Here is a 21,605-nt window from a genome sequence, read left to right as displayed (position 1 = left end):
GCCCAGCCCCATATCGGCACCCAAGTGGGCTGGAATGGCTTGCGAGAGGCCGACCAAGGCCGCATAGTCTGAACAGGATAGATATTCAGTATGGGCGGCACCGACGCAGGCATGCTGCCCATGCGACATCAAGCTGCTCAAGCCATGTCTGAACACGATTCCAACGATTCGAAGCACAACCACGGCGGCCAGCGTATTCCGTCCTGGGCCGGCCATGTGCTCATCGCCAGCGATATGGTGCGTCGATCCATGTTCTTGGTGCCATGGCTGGGCACCCTGATCGCGCTGTATCTGGTGCTGCCGACGTCTTCACTCTGGATCCAGGCCAGCGTGCTCGTGCTTGCCTCGATCGCGACCCTCGTCGCGGTCGTTCGCGCAGCCGCCACCCAAGCGGCCCAGCGCGGCGCACTCGGTGCCTACGTCGCGCATCTGGCCACCCAGACTATGCTGGGGCGCTGGCTGACCGATCTACTGTCGAATTCCTCGCGCTAACCCGGGGCGATACCCAGCGTGGCAGCACGAGCAACGTGTTCACGTTATGCGCTGCCGTTCGCCAACTGGCCCTACTTGCTGGCTCTAATCACATGCGCAATGCCTCAGGCCTTCACAGGGTTGAACCGTTTTCTTAAGCCGATCGTGCTCGCGCCAGACGAGTCGTTGCAACGTCCTCGGCGCGCGCTGGACAGACGATTCTGCAACGCTGAATGGCCAAGGTCGTAGCCTAGGCACGACCTAACCCCAGCCGTATCCGGCACATCACCGATCGTTTTCAACCAGACGACCAGCGATGTGCCCCGAGCCCGGTTTTAAGCCGGGCTCAATGCCGGTTCGATCGGCATCTCGACCGTGTCGGCTGAACGCGGCTTGGCGGCGGTCGATGCGGCCTGCTGAAAATCGTCGACCAGCCGGGCCAGCCGCTGGGCCTGGACCGCCAGCGTGTCGATATCCTTGGAGCCCTCGGTAACGAACGACGCATTTTGCTGGGTGACCTCGTCCATCTGCGACACCGCCCGATTGACCTCCTCGATGCCGTTGGCCTGCTCTTGGGAGGCCTCGCTGATCTCGCGAACCCGGCGTGCGATCTCGTCGACCGAGGCCACGATTCCGCTCATTGCCCGCTCGGCGCTTTCGGCATAGCCGCCGCCGGTACGGATCTCGCTGGAGGCCTGTTCGATGAGCTGGCTGATTTCACTGGCCGACGAAGCACTGCGCGAGGCGAGCTTGCGCACTTCGGCCGCCACCACGGCGAACCCGCGGCCATGTTCGCCCGCCCGGGCCGCCTCGACCGAAGCATTCAGCGCCAATAGATTGGTCTGGAAGGCGATGTCTTCGATCACATCGACGATCGACGTGATCCGCGACGAGCTGTCCTCGATTTTGTTCATCGAGGTCACCAGCTGGGCCACATGGCCGCTGCCTTCGTTGATCGCGTTCGATGATTCACGCATCCGCTCATCGGCCTCGCGGGCGTTATCGGCATTGCTTTTGACCGTCGAGGCCAACTCTTCCATGGTCGCCGACGTTTGCTCCAGCGACGCTGCCTGCTCTTCGGTGCGGCTCGACAGTTCGAGATTGCCGGCCGAGAGCTGGTTGGCCTGCTCGGCGACCGTGGCCGAGGATGCCCGCACGTTGTCGAACAAGGCCTTGAGCTTGTCGGTATAGCGGTTGACGGCCTGCCCCAGGGCACCGATCTCGTCGCGGCGATGGATATCGAGCTTGGCCATGCCTTCGCTTTCGCCCAGGTTCTCGATACGGCGAGTCGTATCGTTGATCCGGGCCACCAGACGGCGCCCACTCCACCAAGCAAAGCCGAGCGCCAGCGCCAACAACGGCAAGATATATAGCAACAGCGTACCGGTCAGGTGGCTCGACAGCGCAGTGATCTGCGCCTGGGGCGTCACCAGCCCCAGCGTCCAGCCCGGCCCCGGCATATGGAACCAGCGAACCGAAGCCGGCTCGTTCAGCTCACCGGCGGTATCCACAGCCACGCGTTGTGGGCCGCCGGCCTCGCTCATTGCCTGTACCACCGGCGCCAACCAGGCATGGGTCTGGGTCAGCGATGCCAGGCCCGTCATATCACTGCCGCCTGCATTCAAACCGGGAAAATCGATAATCTGGCCGTTGCCGTCTAATGCAAAGGCATAGCCGCCCGTTGCCCCGCCGTTGGCTGCCAGAAAATCAGCCATGCCGTCGAGCTTGAGGTCGATGGTCGCCACGCCGGCGAAATTGTCTTCGCGGTAATAAGGTACGCTGCAGGTGACCATGGCCACGCCGCTGGTCGGATCGCGATAGGCCGGCGACCAGACACATTGGCCGGGCGGCTTACCGCGTGCCGCGCTATACCAGTCGTCGTTTTGGTAAGCACTGGCATCCGGCTGGTTGTAGGCATCGGAAAACGCCAGCGCGCCGTCATCGCCACGGGTCCAGAAGAAACTGCGCTTGGTCACCCCGGGCGTAAAGGCGCCCGGCTCCGGCCAGATCCCGCCGCCGGCGATCATCGTCTGCCCGCCCTGGTCGATCACATCCGGCATCACCTGCTTGAACAGCGCCGGCGCTGGCGGCATCGACGCGGCCAGCCCCGCCATACTGCTGGTCGTACCCGCGATACGCGCCAGCCGCGCATCCAGGGCATTGACCAGCGATTGACCGGTCTGGTCGGCCAGCTGCTGACTGGCCCGAGTCGCCAGCGGCTCACCGCGCCAGGCCATCACGCCATAGATCGCTGCCCCGACCAGCAGCATCAACACCAATACGCCGAGCGTCATACGCCGGGAAATCGAATCCAGAGAAAAACGCTCTGCTAAAGCCATGCCGTATCGCCAACTCAAAATAAAACGCGTTGGAACGTTCATCGGCCAGGACCGGAAAATATTGAGATGGCCAAGGTATGGCCGAGCAGCGATAGCCTGGCGCCCTAAGACCAGCCGATATCACATCGCACGCTCATCCCGGCGAGCGCCCTCTGCCTTATCTCCAAACGGCTCGTGTCTGCGGTCTAGACTGTGATCGAAGCATCTCCTAAAGCCTGATCGGATAGGCTATTGGCCATACAGGACGCCCTTCCGAGGCCTTGCCGATCGCATCGAAACACGCTATTAATTCGCCGGCGCAGCGGCCGACCGGGCGCGCTTGCGCACTACGGGGAACTGAAAAACGCGACTGATCGAGTCACGCAAAACGCTCGATCGTCGCAGCATTTGATTGGGGGACATCATGATTCGTTGGATAAAATCCAGCGCGACACCGGTCGCGCTGTCGGGACTGCTCGTGCTCGCGATCACGGGATGTGCAACGGAATCGCACCGCGTCATCGAACCGGAAACCGTTAGCCAAGCCAGTCGACCCTATACAGGCGAGCGCTATACCGTAGTCGTCAGCAACTTCGACAATCGCTCGAACTATGGCCGCGGCCTGTTCAGCGACGGCGGCGATCGGCTGGGCAACCAGGCCCAGACGATTCTCGAGACCGATCTGCAACAGACCCGTCGTTTCAAGGTCGTGGATCGCAACAACATGTCGGAGATCGCACGCGAAGCCAAGCTGCGCGGGATATCTCAGGCGCTACATGGGGCACAAGTTGCCATTACCGGCGACGTAACCGATTTCGGACGCAAGACCACGGGCGATACTCAGCTCTACGGCATACTGGGCTCGGGTAAAAAGCAGGCTGCCTACGCCAAGGTCAATTTGAACGTGGTCGACGTGGTCACTTCCGAGGTGATCTATTCCGTACAAGGTGCTGGTGAATACGCGCTCAGCGATCGGCAGGTCATTGGCTTTGGCAGCGCCTCTGGCTATGACGCTACGCTCAACGGCAAGGTGCTCAACCTCGCCATCCGGCAGGCCGTTGAGAAATTGACCACGGCGATGGAAAACGGCCAATGGTCGCCCTCCAAAGAGGGGCACAGCTGATGCCGGTCGATAACTCACGAATTCTCGCGCTGCTCGGTCTCGCGGCCTGGGTTGCATTCGGGAGCGGCTGCGCCCATCAGCCCAAGCCCCTGTATAGCTGGGGTGATTACCAAACGCTCCTGTACAAGATGTATGTCAAACCCGGCGAGGCCACACCTGCCGAGCAGGTCGACCGATTAACCCAGGACATAGAAAAAGCCCAAGCCAGCGATCAGAAAGTCGCGCCCGGGCTGCATGCCCAGCTGGGCTATATGGCCTATATGGACGGCAAACCCGGTATGGCCGCAGAACAGTTCGCCGCCGAGCGCAGGCTCTATCCGGAATCCGAGCATTTTATGGGCCGGCTGTTGGCGACCATGCAGGAGGGCCAGCCATGAGAGTGATTCGCTACTCGATCCTGGCGAGCCTTCTAGCGGCGCTTGCGCTCTTGGCCGGCTGCGCGACCACCAAACCGTATGACTATTCGGCCTATCAATCGCATCCACCGCAATCGATTCTGGTCTTGCCGCCCATCAACCAAAGCGTGGACGTCAACGCACCCTATATCTATCTATCGACGATCAGTGTGCCATTGGCCGAACATGGTTATTACGTCTTCCCGGTCGCGGTTGTCGATTCGTTCATGAAAGACAACGGCGTCGCCGAGCCGGCAGAGATGCAGCAGGTGCCACTGGCCAAACTTGATCAGGCGTTCGGCCCGGACGCCGTGCTGTATACGACCATCAACGATTGGGGCCAGAAATATCACGTTATTTCCTCGGATGCGACGGTCGAACTGACCAGCCACTTGGTCGACGTCGATAGCGGCGCAACAATCTGGAAAGGCCATACTCGGCTTGTACAAAGCTCAAACAACGGCTCGGGCAGTCTGCTCGCCGAGGCCGTCGTTGCTCTCGTGCAACAAGTCGCCGGTTCGACCCATGACTACACTCGCCAGGTGTCCGGGCAAGCCAATACTCAGATGATCGGCAACCCGAACCAAGGGTTGCCCTATGGCCCATACAATCCTAAAAGCGCAACCGACGCCAGGCGGGTCTCGGCCACTACCAGCCGTTAATTTTAACGGCATCCCGGCCGCAGCAGCCTTGCAAAAGAGGCTGCTGCGGCGCGCCGGTCGCAATCACCCGTCTGTGAACGGCCTGCGACTCGTTGCTCTCCAAGCGAGACGACTTGCTGTTCGCGGCTCTACCCGATCGGATTTCCGGCCCGAGAGTGTCAGACTATCGCGTATAAGACCCGCACTCTGAGAACAGCATGATCGCAGCTCATTTCGTACCACCCGGCGCGCTACGCTCTCGCTTCGCCGCGGCGATGTCCGATATGTACCAGCGCGAAGTCCCGCAGTACGGCACGCTGCTCGAGCTGGTCGCCGATATCAACGAACAGACGCTGACCGAGAATCCGGAACTACGCCAACGCTTGGCGGGCGCCAACGAGCTGGCGCGGTTGTCCGTGGAACGCCACGGTGCGATCCGGGTCGGCACGGCCGCAGAACTGGGCATGCTGGCCCGATTGTTCGCAGTCATGGGCATGGCCCCGGTCGGCTATTACGATTTGGCCGCCGCGGGCGTACCGGTACATTCCACGGCGTTCCGGCCGGTCGACAGCGAAGCCCTGGCCGCCAATCCGTTTCGCCTGTTCACCTCGCTGTTGCGGCTCGAACTGATCGAAGATAGGGCGTTGCGCGAACGGGCTGCGGCGATTCTGGCCGAGCGCGATATTTTCACGCCGCGCCTGCGCGAGCTGATCGAGCGCTTCGAAGCTGTGGGCGGCTTGACCGAGGACGAAGCCGACGCCTTCGTCGCCGAGGCGATCGAGACCTTTCGCTGGCACGACGAGGCCACGGTCGACTATGCCACCTACCAGGCCCTGGCCGCCGAGCACCGGCTGATCGCCGACGTAGTCTGTTTTCGCGGCCCGCATATCAACCACCTGACGCCGCGTACCCTGGATATCGATGCCGCCCAGGTCGCCATGCCGGCCTATGGCATCACGCCCAAGGCGATCATCGAGGGCCCGCCACGGCGCGAGGTGCCGATACTGCTGCGCCAGACCAGTTTCAAGGCCCTCGAAGAACCGATCCGTTTTACCGGCGACACCGAAACAGATGCTCAGGGCCGTCATACCGCCCGCTTCGGCGAGATCGAACAACGCGGTATCGCCCTGACCCCGGACGGGCGCGCGCTCTACGACCGACTGCTGGCCGCCGCCCAGACCTACAAGGGCGATGCCAGCGTCGATTACCAGGATGCGCTGACCGGTATTTTCGAAGAATTCCCGGACGATCTAGAAACCCTGCGCCGCCGTGAGCTGGCTTATTTCCGTTATCGAGCCGTGGGCCAATCATCGATCGCGGCCGATGCCCCCACCGATGATGCCAGCGCGATTGAGGCCCTACTCGCCTCCGGCCATATCGTGGCCGACCCGATCGTCTATGAAGACTTCCTGCCGGTCAGCGCAGCCGGGATCTTTCAATCGAATCTGGGCAGCGACGATGCCGGCCAAGGCGCTGCCGCGGCCAGCCAGGAGGCGCTCGAAGCGGCCCTCGGCCGATCGGTGGCCGAGCCGTTTGCGTTGTATGCCGAACTCGAGGCCGAGTCCAAGCGCAGTGCCCTCGATCAGTTGATGGGAAACGACGCGCAGGCGACCCCGTCTTCGGCCTGATACTCAGCCACTGCATGCTGTCGTATGGCCCATACCGCCTGAAACCCGACCGAGATCGACGCACACGCCCAGCCTGTACATACCGGCGAAACCACCACCGTCGCGATCCCGGCCAGCGCCAAGAGGCCGGCCGTTCAGGCCGTGGATACGGCGCTGGGCGGGGTTTACTCCGCAAACGCTGATGCCACGATTGTCGGCCATAAAAAAGGCGCCCCGATCGGGGCGCCTTGGGCCATGATCACGCCGGCCAGCCGACGCCGATGATCATCAAGGGCTTATCAAGAGGCGCTATTGGCCTGCCCCGGTGCCTTGTGGAAATATTTTTTGTAGATCTTGGCATAGGTGCCGTTGTTCTTGAGCGTCTTGAGCGCTTTGTTGAACTTGGCGGCCAGATCCTTTTCGTTCTTGCGCAGGGCGATCCCGAAGCCGGTACCGAAATAGGATTTCGGCTGGGTCAACGCCGGGCCGACGTTTTTATATTCGTCGCCCTTGGACAGCAGCGTGCTCTGCCCAGTCGGGAAATCGAAGAAGGCAGCATCCAGCCGGCCGGCGTCCATGTCCACGGCGACATCGTCGGCGTTGGCATAGCGCTTGATCGTCGCACTGTCGCCGAATTTATCGGTCACGTAGTTGTCCTGGACCGTTCCCCGCTGTACACCGATCTTTTTGCCCTTGAGGGAGTTCGCGTCCGGGTTCTTGATCGAGCTATCGGCGGGCACGAACCAGCCCGACGGCACGACGATGTATGGGTCGGAGAACAGCACCGTTTTCTTGCGGTCCTCGTTGATCGTCATCGACGACATAATGGCGTCGTACTTGCGCGCCATCAGCCCGGGGATGATGCCGTTCCAAGACTGCTGCACCCAGCTGCACTGCAGCTCGGCTTGTTTGCATAGGGCATTGCCGAGTTCGATATCGAAGCCGGTCAACGAGCCGTCGGGCTTGGTGTACTCCATCGGCTTGTAGGGCACATTGGTCGCGATACGCACGCTGTTGTCCGCGGCGCTCGCGGTGGTGGCCAGCGTGCCACCCGCGGCCACGGTCGCAGCCAGCACGGATACGGTCAGCAGGTTTTTCATAATAAAAACGATCCTCGTGAATGGCCCGGCGAGCACGCGGCGATTCCGCGGCCCGCCGATGATCGATTGAAGCATGGGCCCCGGCCCATGAACATGCACAAAACGTGCAAGACTGAGCTCAGCTTGGTTTGAGATGCCGCAGCATGCGTTTTTCCAGCAGCCGGAAGCCGCCCTGAATGGCGAAACTCAATACCATGTAGACACAGGCCACGAAAATAAACGCCGGAAACGGCGAATAAAAACGGGCATAGACATAGTAGGCCGCACCGGTCAGATCGGTGATCGTAACCACGCTGGCGATCGCACTGGCGTGCAGCATAAAGATCACTTCGTTGCCATAGGCCGGCAATGCACGCCGGAAGGCACTGGGCAGCACGATCCGACGATAGGCCGTGAACATCGACATGCCATAGGCCCGCGCAGCTTCGAGTTCGCCCATCGGCGTGGCCCGGATCGCACCATAGAAAATCTCGGTGGTATAGGCCCCGGTATTGAGCGTGAACGACAACAGCGCCGGATACAGCGGATTATTGATGAAAAACGCGAACCAACTCTCTTGCACGCCCGGTATGAAGGCAAAGCCGTAATAGGCCAGATACAGCTGAATCAGCAGCGGCGTGCCACGAAATACATAGGTGAACAGCCAGATCGGCCCGGAAATCCAGACCCGGCCCGAGGCCCGGCCGATCGCCAACGGCACCGCCAACACGATGCCGATGAGCAGCGAGATGAACACCAGCTGGACCGTATTGACCAGGCCGTCCCAGTATTGGGCGAGCGTGGCCGGAGTGAAGATATCGTTGTTCGATAGAAACGGCGCGATATGGGCCAGCCACTGTTCCATCACGCGCCTCCGCTGTTGAAGCCGGTATCAAAACGGCGCCGCAACCGGGCGACCACGATCTCCGAGACGCTGGTAATGGCCAGATAGCCCAGACCCACAGGCACCATGAACAAAAACGGCTCGTGGGTGGCCTTGGTGGCCTGCTCAGCGATCCGGACCATATCGGACAGCCCGATGATCGAGACCAGCGCCGTGGCCTTGAGCAGCACCAGCCAGTTGTTGTTAATCCCCGGCAGGGCATGACGCATCATCAACGGAAAGCGCACCCGCCGAAACGTCAGCCAGCCGCTCATGCCGTAGGCTCGCGCGGCTTCGATCTGGCCGGAATCCACTGCTAAAAATGCGCCCCGAAAGGTCTCCGACATATAGGCGCCGTAGATCACCCCAAGGGTGATCACACCGGCCATGAAGGCATTAAGGTTGATGAATATATCGGTGCCCACCCAGTGGTTGAACTGGTCAATGAGCATATTCATGCCGATCTGGCCGCCATAGAACAGCAGCATCATCATGACCAGATCGGGCACACCGCGGATGACTGTCGTATAAACCGTGGCCAATACATGCAGCACGCGCGAACGCGACAGCTTGATACTGGCCACCGCCAGGCCGATGACCAGCGCCAGTACCAGCGATAACACCGCCAGTTCCGCGGTCAGCAGCGCACCGTCGAGCAGCCGCCATCCATAGCCCTGGAAATCGATCATTGGGGCGCACCGGTGGGGTAGCGTATCGACACGTGGCTAGAACCGCGGCCCGAGGAACTGGCGCAGCCGCGCCGAGTTCGGGTTCTGCAAGACGTCGGCCGGCCGGCCGGCTTCTTCGACGCGTCCCTGATGCAGATAGATGACCTGCGACGATACATCGCGCGCGAAATCCATCTCATGGGTCACCACCACCATGGTCCGGCCTTCCTCGGCCAGTTCGCGCATCACCTTGAGCACATCGCCGACCAACTCGGGATCGAGCGCCGAGGTGGGCTCGTCGAACAGCATCACCTCCGGATCCATCGCCAGCGCGCGAGCGATCGCGCCGCGCTGCTGCTGGCCGCCAGACAACTGGGCTGGGAAATAGTCGGCACGATCGGCCAACCCCACTCGTTCAAGCAGTGCCATGCCCTGCTCGCGAGCTTCTTTCTTCGGCTTGCCGAGCACATGCACCGGCGCTTCGATGACATTGCCGATCAGTGTCATATGCGCCCAAAGATTAAACCCCTGAAAGACCATCGACAGCCGGGCCCGGATCCGCTCGACCTGCTTCCAATCAGCCGGCTGGCGCTCGCCGCGCTGGGTCTTGAAGGCAACCGATTCGCCGTGCACCACGATATCGCCGGCGTTGGGAATCTCGAGCAGGTTCATGCAGCGCAAGAACGTGCTCTTGCCGGATCCCGAGGCGCCGATCAGCGTGATCACATCGCCTTCATGCGCCTCCAAAGACAATCCTTCCAGTACCGGATTGTTATCGAAGCTCTTGTGCAGGTCGCGTACGACCAAAGGAATCGCGGATTCTGCCATGCGCGTCAGCGCCTGCCTCGCAGTGCAACAAACGCGCTAGCCTAGCAGCCGCGTGATCACAACGACATCACGCTGACGTCAAAGCCGGGGCCGCGACCGGCCTGGCCAGCAACGCGGCACGCGCACCGCGTTCGACCCGGGCATTGGGAAACACAACATAAACCGGTGCCTCGGCGACTACTGTTTCGCCGGCCTCACCGTCCCGGGCAATCACCGTACCGACCGCGAACGGCGTGAAATTCGCCACATCTTCAGCAAACCCGAGCTCGAAATCGTCGCTGACTCGGCGCAGTTCCGAGGCCACCCGAAAGAACGCCAACCCGTTGGGGTCGGCCTCGTGGGCCGGACGGCCTTCGACACGCGCAGCCAGCCAGTCCGCCATCGGTCTTAGCGCGGCCAAGTCGTTGTCGCCAAAGGCCGCTACCCGACCGAGCTCGAGCGTAAAAGCCACGACCCCGTGCTGTGCACGGCTGTAGTGGGAAAACGTCGGGCTGGGCGCATGCTGGGACAGTACCGCCTGCAGGCCCGCGCCGACGATCGCCCGCCAGACCGGCTGCGGCGTGGCGAGATCCGCGAACGGCTCGACCGCAAAACGCGGATAGCGGCTGGCCCGGATCGCCGTGTGCAGATCCAAATGCAAGGGCGTCGCGGCCTGATCGGCCGCCGAAGCCGGCGTCCCATGCTGGCCCCAGAAGGCGTCGACGGTCGCCATCAGCGCCTCGGCCCGAGCATATTCCTGCCCTGGGAGGCCGGATGCGGCCGGTTCATGCGTGAACAGCCGGTTGAGGTTAGTGTCGATGTAGCGGGTTCCGGCCACGATCGCGGCCGGGTGGCCGATTATCAGCAGCGTTGGCGCGCCCACCTGCAGCCGGCGCGCATCGAGCGCGTCGGCCAATCCCAGCAACAGCTCTAGTGGCGCAGTTTCGTTGCCGTGGATACCGGCCGAGAGCACGCTGGCTGCCGCCCCCGGTCTTGGCCGGTCCGGCACCAGCTCGATGAGTCCTGGGCCCCGATCGATGGCTTGGCCACCGCCGGCCAGGGCGATCGGCTCAAACGGCTCGGCGCGATCGGCCATGGCCGCCTGGAGAATATCGCTCAGCCCGAGCGCAGCAGCCTCATCGCGGCTCGACATGCCGCCTAGCCGGCCAACACCGCGCGACCGAGTGCAATGCTCATCAACACACCGCTGCCCAGCCCCAGCACGATGGCTGTGCTGCTCCAATTGCTGCTTCGCGAGCTGCCATCGTCGGTGGCTTCTTCCAGCCAGCGCTGTAACAGCGCCTGATTGCGCCGATTGGCTTTATAGGCCATATCGAACAAATCCCCGGCGATGGGAATCGAGCCCACCACGAAATCGACGCCGACGTTGCCCCCCATGCGCGCAAGCACGCGTTTTGGGGCCCCCAGTCGGGCGGCCTCGGCAATCAGTAGACTAGACAGGCCCAGCCCGGCGACATCCCCGGCCAGCGGCAGAATCCCGATGATACCGTCGATGCCGATCCGCTTGCCGATGACCGGCACCCGGAAGGCATCATCGAGCCAGAACGCCAGTTTCTGGATCCGTGCCAGACTGGCACGACGCTTGGCCTGTAGTTGCTCGGAAACGTATTCGGGCATTGATCGCTATGGATAATACGCGGTTAAGCCTTACCGTTGGCAGTATACGCAAAAACAACAGCCTCGGGCGGCAGCTATGAAGACATTGCTCCTGGCATGCGTTGTCCTCGTCGGTTTTCTCGTCTACGCATTGTTTTGGCCGACGCGTTTCGAGCCGGTCGGCTGGCAGGCCCCGACGATCGCACCTCCGGCCACGGCCAGCCAGCCCATGGCCCATCTCGTACGGCTGGCCGACAACGCCGGCACCGGGCCCGAAACCATCGCGGTGGGCCCCAAGGGACGGCTGTATGCCGGCTATGCCGACGGCACCATACGCAGTTTCGACCCGAACCGGCCGGCGCCCGAAGGCCAAGTCTTCGCCACCACCAACGGCCGCCCGCTAGGCCTGGCCTTCGGCCCGTCGCCACCGGCCTCGAAGACCCATCGCAAACCAGTCGGCACCAGCCCGGCCGACGCAGCAGCCGCCCGGTCCGGGCATACGAATACCGCCCCGGCCCCGTCCGATACGACCGGGCATAGCACACTCTATGTGGCCGACGCCGACCAAGGGCTGCTGGCCATCAACCGCGACGGCGAAGTGAGCGTGCTGGCAACCGCCGCAGAGGGCCGAGCACTGGCTTCGACCAACGATGTGGCGGTGGCAGCCGATGGCCAGATTTATTTCACCGATGCCTCCAGCCGCTGGGGGCGGCCCGATTACCGGACCGCGATTCTGGAACATCACGGGGACGGCCGCCTGCTGCGCTACGATCCAAACAGCGGCCAGACGACGGTACTCATGCATGGGCTGCAGTACGCCAACGGCGTCGCTCTGGCCGCCGACGATCGCTATATTCTGGTCGCCGAAAGCGGGGCCTATCGGCTACAGCGCTACTGGCTCAAAGGCCCGCTCGCCGGACAGTCCGAAGTGTTCATCGATCGTCTGCCGGGGTTTCCGGACGGCGTCGATACCGACCGGAACGGGCCGGGCTTCTGGATCGCACTGTTCGCACCGCGTAACCCGATCCTGGATGCCACGGCCCCGCACCCGTGGCTGCGGCGGATCATCTATCGGCTGCCGCGATGGGCCCAGCCCGACCCCGCCCGGCAAGGCCATATCCTGCGCGTCGACGGCAACGGGCATACGACCGCCAATCTCATCGCCGACGGCGTTGACGCTTATGCACCGGTCACCAGCGTAGCCGCGACTGGCCAATGGTTGTATCTGGGCAGCCTTGAAGAACAGGCTATCGGCCGTATCCCGCAGCCAAGCACGCCATGAAACAGACACCGCGCACCCTGGGCGAAGCACTGGCGGCCCTACGCGATGCCCGGGCCACGATCGCAGCGCGTCACGATCCGGCGTTTCATCGCCAGCTCGCCGAACTGCGTGACTGGCAATCGCAGCGGGTGGCGCTGTTTCATGCCGACCGGGCCGACGACTATAACGGACGAGCGCTGCTGCGCTTTCTCACCGAACGCTTTTACCGCGATGCCGAATGGGCCGAGTTGACCGGCCGTCCGGAGAAGATGGCCCGGGCGATCGAGCGGATCGTCGAGCGCGACCGGCCGCTGGTGATCGCGATCGAACTACAGGTGGCCGCGGAGACGCTGGATATCGAAATGACCGATGTTCTGCTCGCCGACGGTACAGCCCTCAACCCGCACAGCTATGTCCGCGCCTTACGCCGGGTCGGCCGCCACGACGAACGCGCCCAGCAGATTTTGTGGCTAGAGGAACTGGTCGAGCTGCTGGCCGACTACGTCGACAACCGGGCCGCGTGGTGGGGCTTCAAACTCGCCCGAGCCCCAGCCCGCACCCTGGGGCTCGGCGAGACCTACGATCTGCTGGCCGAAGGCTTTGCAGCGATGCGCGCCACTCACGATCTAAGACGCGCCACCCATGCCGTGATCGTCGCCCAGCGGGCGCGCCTGGAACGCTTGCTGAATGCCGATCTAGGCGTCTAACCCCGATCGGCCGCCGCGCCCGAGCCCGGGAGCATCCGGACTGCCGGGAGCCAGATACCGGCTTGTGCCCATGCCGCGCTTGGCCGACACTGCCCGGGCACCGAACGCCAACCAATACCACCATGACGATTACCATCAGTACCGGCCATCTCACCCCGATTCTGTCGCTGGTCGCCGGCGTGGCGATCCTGCTGGCGCCGCGGCTTCTCAACTACATCGTTGCCGGCTATTTGATCGTGATCGGACTGCTGGGCATCGTGAATTTCTAGCCCGCGCCCCTAGGCCCGGGCTGGGCATAGGGCGCATCGTATTCATGCCTGGAACGCCCCACGGGGTCAATCGGTCCGAGCGGGCGACAGAATGGTCGCACTCGCGAGCGCTCATGCACGGCAGACCGTTACGGCAGCAATAAGCGCCCTACGCCGAACATAGCGCGCCGATCAATGCCCGTACCAACGGGCACGTGATGCCCTGAACACACGTCGCCGCTCGGCGATAATACCGCGCTCAGTGGCCCCGGCCGGCTTAAAACCGCATGCTCGAGCCGGCAGCGCAGTGACTCGCAGTCTGCCACCCACGATCCGACCCGACCCTTGCGGTCAGACTATCGTGTATGGAACACACCGCCACGAGAGTTAGTGCCCACAGGGACTAACAAGCGGCGACGGGCATATCAGCGGCATGGCCGCCACGTCCAATACGCCGGCCGGCCTTAGATGCCGGCCCGGCGTATCACAGCATGCCGACCTGAAGCTTGGCCGCGTCGCTCATCATTTCCATGCTCCACGGCGGATCGAACACCAGCTCGACATTCACCCGGGTCACAGTCGGCACCATACTGACCTTCGAACGCACGTCGTCGAGCAGGATATCGCCCATGCCGCAGCCAGGGGCGGTCAGCGTCATGTCGATGTTCACCACGCGATTGTCTGGATCGGTGTGATCGAATTCACAGCGATATACCAGCCCGAGATCAACCAGATTGATCGGAATCTCCGGGTCGAACACGGTCTTCATCTGCTCCCAGGCCAGCGCCTCGACATCGTCGGCCGTGGCGTTATCGGGCAAACTCAGCGGCTCCGGCGGCTCTTGGCCGATAGCATCGGCGTTGTCGCCGGCAATCCGAATCAGGTTGCCTGCAATATAGACCGTGAACGAGCCACCCAGCGCCTGGGTAATATTGCCGTGGGTTCCGACCGGAATCTCGACCGTATCGCCCGCAGGGATAAGCACGGCCTCGCAGTCGCGCGTGAACGTCACGGGTTCGTTCTGAGGCATGGACATAGCGAACCTCGCCTTATCGGCAGCCTATCTCGATTGGGCCGCCATTCTATCAACTGCAACAATGATGCGTCTGATAGCATCAAATACAAGCCGCAACGGGCCGGTTTCGAGTTGCGATCGAAGGCACGGGTTAATTTATGAAAACATCATTGCTGGTCGTGGCCCACGGCAGCCGTCGAGCCGAATCGAACGACGAGGTTCGGGCGCTGACCGAGCGGGTGCGGGCACACGCAGCCGGCCGCTTCGCCGAAATCGAGTGTGCATTTCTGGAACTGGCGCCGCCGACCATCCCTGAAGGCCTAGAACAGCTGATCGGCCGTGGCGCCGAGCATATCGTAGTACTTCCCTATTTTCTGGCGGCCGGCCGCCATGTTGCCGAAGACATCCCTGAAGAGGTTGCCGGCACGCGCAGCCAACACCCCGATGTGCGCATCGAGATCGCGCCCTATCTGGGCACCTCCGGTGCCATGCCCGAGCTGTTGCTGGCGATGGCCGGGCCCGCCGACGCTCCGGCCGAGCTCGAATCGGCCGCCGCCAGGCACGATCGATGACGGGCGCGCCGAATCCGCATTTCCGGCCGACTCTGGCAGCAGCTGTCTGCGGCATTCTGGTTGCCCTGGTGTCGTTGACTGGCGCATTGGCGCCGCCCGGCGACTGGTATGCCACGCTCAACCAGCCTGGCGGCACGCCGCCGGACGCAGCGTTTCCGATCGCTTGGACGCTGCTTTATATCGCTATGGCGGTCGCTGCCTGGCGGGTCTGGCGGGTATGCGGCATCGGCCACGAACTGGGCTTGTTCGTACTCCAACTCGCCTTGAATGCGCTATGGATGCCGGTTGCCTTCGGTGCCCAAGCCCTGGGCTGGGCATTGTGGGTGATCATCATTCTCTGGTTGGCGGTCACCGCCACGCTGGTCGCGTTCTGGCGGGCCGATCGACTGGCCGGGCTCTTATTCGCTCCCTATCTCGCCTGGGTGAGCTATGCGGTCTATCTCAATGCCGGGCTGGTCTGGCTCAACTGATATGGCAGTCTCGTCATGCGTTTCGACAAACAATACGGCCCCTGGGCTCTGATTACCGGCGCCTCGGCCGGCATCGGCGAGTGCTTGGCTCGCCAGATCGCCGAACGCGGTCTCCATGTTGCCCTTGTGGCTAGGCGCCGCGAGCGTCTAGAGACGATCGCGGCCGATATCCAGGCGGCTTCAAAGGTCCGCACGCTGGTCATCGCTGCCGATCTGGCAGCCGAGGACGGGGTCGATCAAGTCGTCGAGGCGGTCGGGCGACGCCATATCGGTCTGCTGGTCAATAATGCCGGCGCCGGCCAGACCGGTGCCTTTCTGGACCACGAACTGGACGACGAACTCACCACGCTGGACCTGAACTGTCGGGCCCCGCTCAAGCTCGCCCACCACTTCGGCCGCAAGATGCGTGCTGAACGCCGCGGCGGCATCATCATGCTGTCGTCGATCGCCGGCATTCTGCCGGCCCCAGAATTCGCCCACTATGCAGCGACCAAGGCCTGGAACCGCTTTCTCGGCGAAGCGTTGCACGAAGAACTGGCCCGCTACGGCGTGGATGTGGTCTCGCTATGCCCTGGCCTGACCCAGAGCGAGTTCTTTGCCAAAGTGCAGTTCGATCCCGAGCGCTGGCCCTGGCCGCTACGCGCCGGCACGATCCTATCGGCCGACGAAGTCGCCCGGGCTGGCTTGCGCGGGCTGGGGCGCTCGTCGCAGGTGGTGCCGGGGCTATCCTATCGCTGGCTGATGCGCGCCGGGCGTATGGCGCCTGCCGGACTGCCGCCCTGGCTGGCCGAACGCATGATGCGTTTCGCGCTGCCCAAAAAATAGCCAAAACAATCGTTAGAACCCAGAAAAACGAGGAGTTTTAAAATGTCTGATCCCAGCCCTGCCCAGGCGAGCCTGGCCGGCAAGACGCTGTTCATCACCGGCGCATCGCGCGGGATCGGCTTGGCGATCGCCAAACGCGCGGCCGCCGACGGCGCCAACGTAGCGATCGCAGCCAAGACCGACCAGCCCCATCCCAAACTGCCGGGCACGATCCATACCGCCGCCGAGGAAATCGAAGCCGCGGGCGGTACTGCCCTGCCCCTGGTCTGCGATATCCGCGAGCCAGAGGCGATCGCCTCGGCGGTGGCCGCTACCGTGGATCGCTTCGGCGGGATCGATATCTGCGTGAACAACGCCAGTGCCATATCGCTGACCGATACCGAGCACACTTCGGCCAAACGCTACGATCTGATGCACCAGATCAACGGCCGCGGCACCTTCCTGGTCAGCCAGGCCTGTATTCCGCACCTGAAAAAAGCCGACAACCCGCATGTGCTGATGTTGTCGCCGCCGCTGGACCTACAGCCGAAATGGTTCGCGCCCCATGTGGCCTACTCGATGGCGAAATACAATATGAGCCTGTGCGTGCTGGGCATGGCCGAGGAATTTCGCGACGACGGGATCGCGGTCAACGCACTCTGGCCGCGCACCGGCATCGCCACAGCGGCGATCGATCTGATCGGCGGCGCCGATCTACGGGCCCACTGCCGTACCCCCGAGATCGTGGCCGATGCCGCGCATGCCATGCTCACCCGCAACGCCCGTGAGTTCACCGGCCAGTTCTGCATGGATGACCGGGTACTGGCCGAAGCCGGGGTAACCGATTTTTCGGTCTACGCCATCGACCCGTCGCGAGAGCTCTGGCCCGACTTCTTCGTGCCCGACGAGCTGCCGCCGCCGCCCGGCTCGATGGGCAAGGCCGACTGAGCACGCCGCGCGTGGCCGCGTACGCGAGCGCGCTGGGGCTATGCAGCTTGGCGAAGCCTCGACGCTTCGCCGCTCGAGGTGGCGGTCTGCCGGCAGCGCGCATATCTACAGCACGCGCGGTCAGGCGACAGGGCGAGATCTCGCTCGCGGTGAGGCGGCGACCGCTGGCTTGAACAAGCCTGAGCTGGCGCAAGACAGCTGCCTGGGCGGCCGGCCGCCGTGCACGCGCCGGCGCACGGCTACGACGCAGCGGCTTGGACTTGATCCGCCAACGATTGGCTTGGCGCCGACGCGGCTTGCCTAAAACGCCTCTATAGTCAGCCGCTACGGCCGGTCGCGTTCGCCGCCGCGACCCGTTTTGTCTGCTGCACTCTCGAGCTGCGGCCGGTATGGCGGGCCTGTGCCCGGGGCACGTACGACACACAATCGGCCCGAACCGCGTTACAACGCTGGCCGGCGCGCGATCGTGGTCGCAGCATAGCGCTCATAACCGGCTGCGATTTCCAGCAGACCCCGCTCGCCACGCGGCGGTCCCATGAGCTGGATGCCCATGGCCCGGCCACGCTCGTCGAAGCCGGCCGGCACGGCCAGCGTCGGCCCGGCCGACAACGACCCCGGGACCACGACCTCCATCCAGCGGTGATAGCTGTCCATCGCCCGGCCTGCGATCTGCTGCGGCCAGTGCACGCCCCGGTCGAAGGCAAATACCTGGGCACTGGGCAGCGCGATCGCGTCGTAGCGTTCGAACAATCGTCCGAGTTCGGCGAACCAGGCACTGCGCGTGACCTGGGCATGGTGGCCGGCGATGGCGGAATGGCCGAGCCCGGCCTCGATCTCCCAAATCGCCTCGGGCTTGAGCGCGGCCTGCTTGTCAGGGTCCTGGTAGAGCGCTTCCAGCTTGCCGGCCACGGTAATCTGGCGTAGCACGCACCAGGCCTGCCATAGCCGGGCCGGATCGAAGCGCGGCGTCACCCGCTCGACCTGGCAGCCGGCCGCTGTCAATGCCGACAGCCCCTGTTCGCAGACGTCGAGCACGCCGGGCTCCAGCGGATAATAGCCTTGCCAGTCGCCCAGCCAGGCGATCCGCTGGCCCTCGATCGCGCCGGACAACGGCGCCGCCAGCTCGGTGGGATCATCACGAATCGATTGCGGCGCTCGCGCATCGGGGCCGGCCTGGGTGGCCAGTAGCGCGGCCAGGTCGGCTGCCGACCGAGCCATCGGCCCTTCTGTACCCAGGCTTGGGGAAAACACGTCCGGCACCGGCCATGCCGGCACCCGACCCGGCGACGGACGCAGGCCGAATACGTTGTTATAGGCCGCCGGATTGCGCAGCGAGCCCATCATGTCGCTGCCATCGGCGACCGGCAGCATACCGGCCGCGAGCGCGGCCGCCGCGCCGCCCGAAGAGCCGCCGGCGGTCAGCGCCGGATCATAGGCCGAACCGGTAGCACCGAATACCCGGTTGTAGGTCTGTGAGCCCAGCCCGAACTCCGGCGTGTTGGTCTTGCCGATGAACAACGCCCCGGCGGCGCGCAGCCGCGCAGCCATCAGGTTGTCGGCGCTCGGCACGTGCTCGGCGAACAGCGGTGAGCCCAGGGTCGTGGTCAGCCCGGCAGTGGCCGACAGATCCTTGATCGCCATGGGCAGCCCATCCAGCCAGCCGCGCCTGGGCTCGCCGGCCGCCCAGGCGCGATCGCGGGCCGCGGCCTCGGCCAGCAGTGCGTCGCTCGCACGGCGCGACACGATCGCGTTGACCCGGTCGTTGACCGCATCGATGCGGTCGATAAAACAGCCCATCACGGTTTCGGCACTGACCTGTCCGGCAGCCAGTGCAGCCGATAGCGTCGTGGCCTCGGCCTCGATCCAGTGTTCGTCGCTCATGTCCGTTCTCCAATGCCCGCGCCTACCCTGCCGGACAATAGCGGCTTCTGCACCCCGCTGACCGATGGCCGACAGTCGTTTATCCTTGCCGGTCGTTCACTGGCATCCAACCATGGCCCAACGCGACTACATCACCCGCGAAGGCTGGCAGGCGCTGGCCGACGAGCTCGATTATCTATGGCGGACCAAGCGCCCGCATGTGGTGCGTGCGCTGGCTGACGCGGCCGCCGAGGGCGATCGCTCGGAAAACGCTGAGTACATCTATCGCAAGAAAGAACTGCGAGAGATCGATCGCCGGGTTCGCTATCTCGGCCGGCGCATCGATGAGCTGACCGCGGTCGCCCCGCGGACCGACAATCCGGACCAAGTGTTTTTCGGCGCCTGGGTGGATGTCGTGGATGCCGACGACTCAAGGCATCGCTATCGCATCGTCGGCGCCGACGAGACGAACGCGGCCAGCGGTGCGATCAGCCTGCATTCGCCGGTCGCTCGCGCGCTACTGGGCAAGCGCGCCGGCGACGTGGTCGACGTCACCCTGCCGGACTCGCACCGCGAGCTGGAGATCGAGGCGATCCACTACGCTGCCCCGGGCGCCGACTGACCCCCCGCCCAAGGCCGATCAGAACACGCCCGGCCGCCCGCCGGCGTGGTGTCCGATCTTGCGATCCTTGGCCGGCAAGGCCGTGGTCCGCCCTGCCTTATCCGATCATAAGCTTGGCGCTGCCGGTTTCGGGCCTGTCGAGACGCATCGAGACGACGGCAACCGGGGCCAGCCTTGCCTGGAGCAAGGGCGCCTGGACTATGCAACAATCCGCGCCCTATGCGCGGCTTTTTGACCCCCGAACCCGATAGCCCCCTGCGCGACGGCGCTTTTATCAAACTGCTGATCTGTCGGTTCGCCGCGGCCACCGTCAACCAGATTCAGTCGGTCGTGGTGGGCTGGCAGCTGTATGCCATGACCCACGACCCGCTCACGCTCGGCTGGGTGGGCCTGGCCCAGTTCCTACCGATGGCAGCCCTGGTGCTACCGGCTGGCGATATCGCCGACCGGGTCTCGCGCCGGCTGCTGGTCATCGGCAGCTGTCTATTGGTCGCCCTGGCCGGACTGCTGTTTCTGGCCCTGACATTATCGGGAACTCAGTCACCGGTCGGCTTCTATGGCGTACTGGTGCTGTTCGGCATCGCCCGGGCTTTCGCCGGGCCGAGTTTTTCTTCCTTGTTGCCCCAGATCGTCGGCGAGGAGCGGCTGCCCAAGGCGATCGCGCTGAGTTCGTCGGTATTCCAGGTCGCCGTGATCGGCGGGCCAGCGTTGGGCGGCGCCGTTTATCTGGCGGGCCCGGCGGCGGCCTATGGGCTGTGCGCCCTGCTGGCCACGATCGCTGCTGTGGCGGCCGCTCGTATCCACCGGCCGCTGCCAGCCCGGGCCGATACCCGCCACCACAACGCGTTCGAACGGTTTACGGCCGGTATCGTCTATATCCGGACCCGACCGATCATCCTCGGCGCGATCTCGCTGGATCTGTTCGCCGTGCTGCTCGGCGGCGCCACTGCGCTGCTGCCGGTTTATGCCCACGAGATTCTGCACACTGGGCCGGCCGGACTGGGCGCCCTGCGCAGTGCCGTGGCGATCGGCGCTTTTCTGATGGGGCTTTATCTAGGGCGAGCATCGCTGAATCGCCACGCCGGGCCGATCATGTTCGCGGCCGTGGCCATATTCGGACTGGGCACGATCGTGTTCGGCGTCTCGAGCAGTTTCGTGCTGTCGTTCGCGGCACTCGCGATCATGGGCGCGGCCGATATGATCAGCGTATTCGTACGTTCGACGCTGATTCAGCTGGCTACGCCAGATGCCATGCGCGGCCGGGTCAATGCCGTGAACATGCTGTTCATTGGCGCCTCCAACGAACTCGGCGAGTTCGAATCCGGGACGACTGCGGCGCTGGTTGGCACCGTGCCCGCGGTCGTGCTCGGCGGGCTCGGCACTCTAGCCGTGGTCGGCGCCTGGATGTGGATGTTTCCGGCGCTGCGTCGGGTCGATCGGCTCAACGACGTCGGCCGGCAGACGCCGCCCGCCGAGACTTCGGACTAGT

At 63.8% G+C, this 21,605-nt stretch carries 23 protein-coding genes; 14 read left to right on the top strand and 9 right to left on the bottom strand.

The genetic code is table 11. The features are described 5' to 3' along the window. Positions 1-144: 144 nt before the first annotated feature. Positions 145-492, top strand: a complete 348-nt coding sequence (locus V5738_RS01895; protein WP_423822711.1) for a hypothetical protein — start codon at positions 145-147, stop codon at positions 490-492. Positions 493-806: 314 nt separating this feature from the next. On the opposite strand, the gene V5738_RS01890 is transcribed toward V5738_RS01895, so the two are convergent. Next, a complete protein-coding gene (locus tag V5738_RS01890; RefSeq protein ID WP_423822710.1) occupies positions 807-2,810 on the bottom strand; it encodes a methyl-accepting chemotaxis protein in 2,004 nt (667 codons plus the stop codon). A 403-nt stretch (positions 2,811-3,213) separates the two neighbouring features. Between V5738_RS01890 and V5738_RS01885 the strand changes: the two genes are divergently transcribed. The 4 genes from V5738_RS01885 to hglS all read left to right on the top strand — a co-directional run bounded on the left by V5738_RS01885 (position 3,214) and on the right by hglS (position 6,576). Next, positions 3,214-3,912 (top strand): CsgG/HfaB family protein, encoded by a 699-nt coding sequence (locus V5738_RS01885; RefSeq protein WP_423822709.1) that lies wholly within the window; start codon positions 3,214-3,216, stop codon positions 3,910-3,912. Beyond that, positions 3,912-4,289: a DUF4810 domain-containing protein gene (locus V5738_RS01880; RefSeq protein ID WP_423822708.1), complete on the top strand. Its 378-nt coding sequence runs from the start codon at positions 3,912-3,914 to the stop codon at positions 4,287-4,289. Before V5738_RS01885 ends, V5738_RS01880 begins: the two co-directional genes overlap by 1 nt. Continuing rightward, positions 4,286-4,969 (top strand): DUF799 domain-containing protein, encoded by a 684-nt coding sequence (locus V5738_RS01875; RefSeq protein ID WP_423822707.1) that lies wholly within the window; start codon positions 4,286-4,288, stop codon positions 4,967-4,969. The genes V5738_RS01880 and V5738_RS01875 overlap by 4 nt, the downstream gene beginning before the upstream one ends. 197 nt (positions 4,970-5,166) lie before the next feature. Next, complete coding sequence (gene hglS, locus V5738_RS01870; protein WP_423822706.1) at positions 5,167-6,576, top strand: 2-oxoadipate dioxygenase/decarboxylase HglS; 1,410 nt, start codon at positions 5,167-5,169, stop codon at positions 6,574-6,576. Positions 6,577-6,854: 278 nt separating this feature from the next. Here hglS and V5738_RS01865 read toward each other — a convergent pair whose 3' ends face one another. The 6 genes from V5738_RS01865 to V5738_RS01840 form a co-directional block, all read right to left on the bottom strand. Continuing rightward, entirely contained in the window at positions 6,855-7,655 is an 801-nt protein-coding gene (locus V5738_RS01865; RefSeq protein ID WP_423822705.1) for a transporter substrate-binding domain-containing protein, read from the bottom strand. A 118-nt stretch (positions 7,656-7,773) separates the two neighbouring features. After that, positions 7,774-8,499 (bottom strand): ABC transporter permease, encoded by a 726-nt coding sequence (locus V5738_RS01860; RefSeq protein ID WP_423822704.1) that lies wholly within the window; start codon positions 8,497-8,499, stop codon positions 7,774-7,776. Next, positions 8,499-9,206: an ABC transporter permease gene (locus tag V5738_RS01855; RefSeq protein ID WP_423822703.1), complete on the bottom strand. Its 708-nt coding sequence runs from the start codon at positions 9,204-9,206 to the stop codon at positions 8,499-8,501. The genes V5738_RS01860 and V5738_RS01855 overlap by 1 nt, the downstream gene beginning before the upstream one ends. Before the next feature lie 36 nt (positions 9,207-9,242). Next, positions 9,243-10,013 (bottom strand): ABC transporter ATP-binding protein, encoded by a 771-nt coding sequence (locus tag V5738_RS01850; protein ID WP_423822702.1) that lies wholly within the window; start codon positions 10,011-10,013, stop codon positions 9,243-9,245. Positions 10,014-10,080: 67 nt separating this feature from the next. Further along, positions 10,081-11,145 carry a succinylglutamate desuccinylase gene (locus tag V5738_RS01845; protein WP_423822701.1) on the bottom strand — a complete coding sequence of 355 codons (1,065 nt, stop codon included), beginning with the start codon at positions 11,143-11,145 and terminating at the stop codon, positions 10,081-10,083. Between the two features lie 5 nt (positions 11,146-11,150). After that, entirely contained in the window at positions 11,151-11,630 is a 480-nt protein-coding gene (locus V5738_RS01840) for a DUF4112 domain-containing protein (protein ID WP_423822700.1), read from the bottom strand. A 76-nt stretch (positions 11,631-11,706) separates the two neighbouring features. On the opposite strand from V5738_RS01840, the gene V5738_RS01835 reads away from it, so the two are divergent. From V5738_RS01835 to V5738_RS01825, 3 genes are all read left to right on the top strand, one after another. After that, complete coding sequence (locus V5738_RS01835) at positions 11,707-12,891, top strand: SMP-30/gluconolactonase/LRE family protein (RefSeq protein ID WP_423822699.1); 1,185 nt, start codon at positions 11,707-11,709, stop codon at positions 12,889-12,891. Beyond that, the gene (locus tag V5738_RS01830) at positions 12,888-13,577 is read left to right on the top strand and encodes an FFLEELY motif protein (RefSeq protein ID WP_423822698.1); all 690 of its coding nucleotides are present in this window, start codon (positions 12,888-12,890) and stop codon (positions 13,575-13,577) included. Before V5738_RS01835 ends, V5738_RS01830 begins: the two co-directional genes overlap by 4 nt. Positions 13,578-13,699: 122 nt before the next feature. Next, positions 13,700-13,846 (top strand): DUF3096 domain-containing protein, encoded by a 147-nt coding sequence (locus tag V5738_RS01825; RefSeq protein WP_423822697.1) that lies wholly within the window; start codon positions 13,700-13,702, stop codon positions 13,844-13,846. A gap of 463 nt (positions 13,847-14,309) precedes the next feature. Here the strand turns inward: V5738_RS01825 and sufT are convergent, their stop codons facing one another. Next, positions 14,310-14,861: a putative Fe-S cluster assembly protein SufT gene (gene sufT, locus V5738_RS01820; RefSeq protein WP_423822696.1), complete on the bottom strand. Its 552-nt coding sequence runs from the start codon at positions 14,859-14,861 to the stop codon at positions 14,310-14,312. 137 nt (positions 14,862-14,998) lie between these two features. Between sufT and V5738_RS01815 the strand changes: the two genes are divergently transcribed. The 4 genes from V5738_RS01815 to V5738_RS01800 are packed head-to-tail and all read left to right on the top strand — an operon-like array spanning position 14,999 to position 17,634. Then, positions 14,999-15,412, top strand: coding sequence for a sirohydrochlorin chelatase (locus V5738_RS01815; RefSeq protein WP_423822695.1), 414 nt, complete (start codon positions 14,999-15,001; stop codon positions 15,410-15,412). Further along, entirely contained in the window at positions 15,409-15,882 is a 474-nt protein-coding gene (locus V5738_RS01810; protein ID WP_423822693.1) for a TspO/MBR family protein, read from the top strand. Before V5738_RS01815 ends, V5738_RS01810 begins: the two co-directional genes overlap by 4 nt. 15 nt (positions 15,883-15,897) lie before the next feature. Next, positions 15,898-16,707 (top strand): SDR family NAD(P)-dependent oxidoreductase, encoded by an 810-nt coding sequence (locus tag V5738_RS01805; RefSeq protein WP_423822691.1) that lies wholly within the window; start codon positions 15,898-15,900, stop codon positions 16,705-16,707. 42 nt (positions 16,708-16,749) lie between these two features. Continuing rightward, positions 16,750-17,634: an SDR family oxidoreductase gene (locus tag V5738_RS01800; protein WP_423822690.1), complete on the top strand. Its 885-nt coding sequence runs from the start codon at positions 16,750-16,752 to the stop codon at positions 17,632-17,634. A gap of 441 nt (positions 17,635-18,075) precedes the next feature. Here V5738_RS01800 and V5738_RS01795 read toward each other — a convergent pair whose 3' ends face one another. Beyond that, positions 18,076-19,515, bottom strand: coding sequence for an amidase (locus tag V5738_RS01795; protein WP_423822689.1), 1,440 nt, complete (start codon positions 19,513-19,515; stop codon positions 18,076-18,078). A gap of 112 nt (positions 19,516-19,627) precedes the next feature. Here V5738_RS01795 and greB point away from each other — a divergent pair, with 112 nt between their 5' ends. Together greB and V5738_RS01785 are read left to right on the top strand one after the other, a co-directional pair. Beyond that, positions 19,628-20,116 (top strand): transcription elongation factor GreB, encoded by a 489-nt coding sequence (gene greB / locus V5738_RS01790; protein WP_423822688.1) that lies wholly within the window; start codon positions 19,628-19,630, stop codon positions 20,114-20,116. A gap of 219 nt (positions 20,117-20,335) precedes the next feature. After that, positions 20,336-21,604, top strand: a complete 1,269-nt coding sequence (locus tag V5738_RS01785) for an MFS transporter (RefSeq protein WP_423822687.1) — start codon at positions 20,336-20,338, stop codon at positions 21,602-21,604. Position 21,605: the final 1 nt, after the last annotated feature.

It is taken from the genome of Salinisphaera sp. SPP-AMP-43 (genome assembly GCF_049568105.1).
In the GTDB taxonomy this organism is placed as follows: Bacteria; Pseudomonadota; Gammaproteobacteria; order Nevskiales; family Salinisphaeraceae; genus Salinisphaera.
The sequence above is the reverse complement of the archived record's forward strand: the minus strand, read 5'-3'. Positions and strand labels throughout refer to the sequence as shown.

Bases quoted from the DNA above. Each gene is read 5' to 3' on its own strand.
- V5738_RS01895 (WP_423822711.1), top strand. From the start codon at position 145: ATGTCTGAACACGATTCCAACGATTCGAAGCACAACCACGGCGGCCAG.
- V5738_RS01890 (WP_423822710.1), bottom strand. From the start codon at position 2,810: ATGGCTTTAGCAGAGCGTTTTTCTCTGGATTCGATTTCCCGGCGTATG.
- V5738_RS01885 (WP_423822709.1), top strand. From the start codon at position 3,214: ATGATTCGTTGGATAAAATCCAGCGCGACACCGGTCGCGCTGTCGGGA.
- V5738_RS01880 (WP_423822708.1), top strand. From the start codon at position 3,912: ATGCCGGTCGATAACTCACGAATTCTCGCGCTGCTCGGTCTCGCGGCC.
- V5738_RS01875 (WP_423822707.1), top strand. From the start codon at position 4,286: ATGAGAGTGATTCGCTACTCGATCCTGGCGAGCCTTCTAGCGGCGCTT.
- hglS (WP_423822706.1), top strand. From the start codon at position 5,167: ATGATCGCAGCTCATTTCGTACCACCCGGCGCGCTACGCTCTCGCTTC.
- V5738_RS01865 (WP_423822705.1), bottom strand. From the start codon at position 7,655: ATGAAAAACCTGCTGACCGTATCCGTGCTGGCTGCGACCGTGGCCGCG.
- V5738_RS01860 (WP_423822704.1), bottom strand. From the start codon at position 8,499: ATGGAACAGTGGCTGGCCCATATCGCGCCGTTTCTATCGAACAACGAT.
- V5738_RS01855 (WP_423822703.1), bottom strand. From the start codon at position 9,206: ATGATCGATTTCCAGGGCTATGGATGGCGGCTGCTCGACGGTGCGCTG.
- V5738_RS01850 (WP_423822702.1), bottom strand. From the start codon at position 10,013: ATGGCAGAATCCGCGATTCCTTTGGTCGTACGCGACCTGCACAAGAGC.
- V5738_RS01845 (WP_423822701.1), bottom strand. From the start codon at position 11,145: ATGTCGAGCCGCGATGAGGCTGCTGCGCTCGGGCTGAGCGATATTCTC.
- V5738_RS01840 (WP_423822700.1), bottom strand. From the start codon at position 11,630: ATGCCCGAATACGTTTCCGAGCAACTACAGGCCAAGCGTCGTGCCAGT.
- V5738_RS01835 (WP_423822699.1), top strand. From the start codon at position 11,707: ATGAAGACATTGCTCCTGGCATGCGTTGTCCTCGTCGGTTTTCTCGTC.
- V5738_RS01830 (WP_423822698.1), top strand. From the start codon at position 12,888: ATGAAACAGACACCGCGCACCCTGGGCGAAGCACTGGCGGCCCTACGC.
- V5738_RS01825 (WP_423822697.1), top strand. From the start codon at position 13,700: ATGACGATTACCATCAGTACCGGCCATCTCACCCCGATTCTGTCGCTG.
- sufT (WP_423822696.1), bottom strand. From the start codon at position 14,861: ATGTCCATGCCTCAGAACGAACCCGTGACGTTCACGCGCGACTGCGAG.
- V5738_RS01815 (WP_423822695.1), top strand. From the start codon at position 14,999: ATGAAAACATCATTGCTGGTCGTGGCCCACGGCAGCCGTCGAGCCGAA.
- V5738_RS01810 (WP_423822693.1), top strand. From the start codon at position 15,409: ATGACGGGCGCGCCGAATCCGCATTTCCGGCCGACTCTGGCAGCAGCT.
- V5738_RS01805 (WP_423822691.1), top strand. From the start codon at position 15,898: ATGCGTTTCGACAAACAATACGGCCCCTGGGCTCTGATTACCGGCGCC.
- V5738_RS01800 (WP_423822690.1), top strand. From the start codon at position 16,750: ATGTCTGATCCCAGCCCTGCCCAGGCGAGCCTGGCCGGCAAGACGCTG.
- V5738_RS01795 (WP_423822689.1), bottom strand. From the start codon at position 19,515: ATGAGCGACGAACACTGGATCGAGGCCGAGGCCACGACGCTATCGGCT.
- greB (WP_423822688.1), top strand. From the start codon at position 19,628: ATGGCCCAACGCGACTACATCACCCGCGAAGGCTGGCAGGCGCTGGCC.
- V5738_RS01785 (WP_423822687.1), top strand. From the start codon at position 20,336: ATGCGCGGCTTTTTGACCCCCGAACCCGATAGCCCCCTGCGCGACGGC.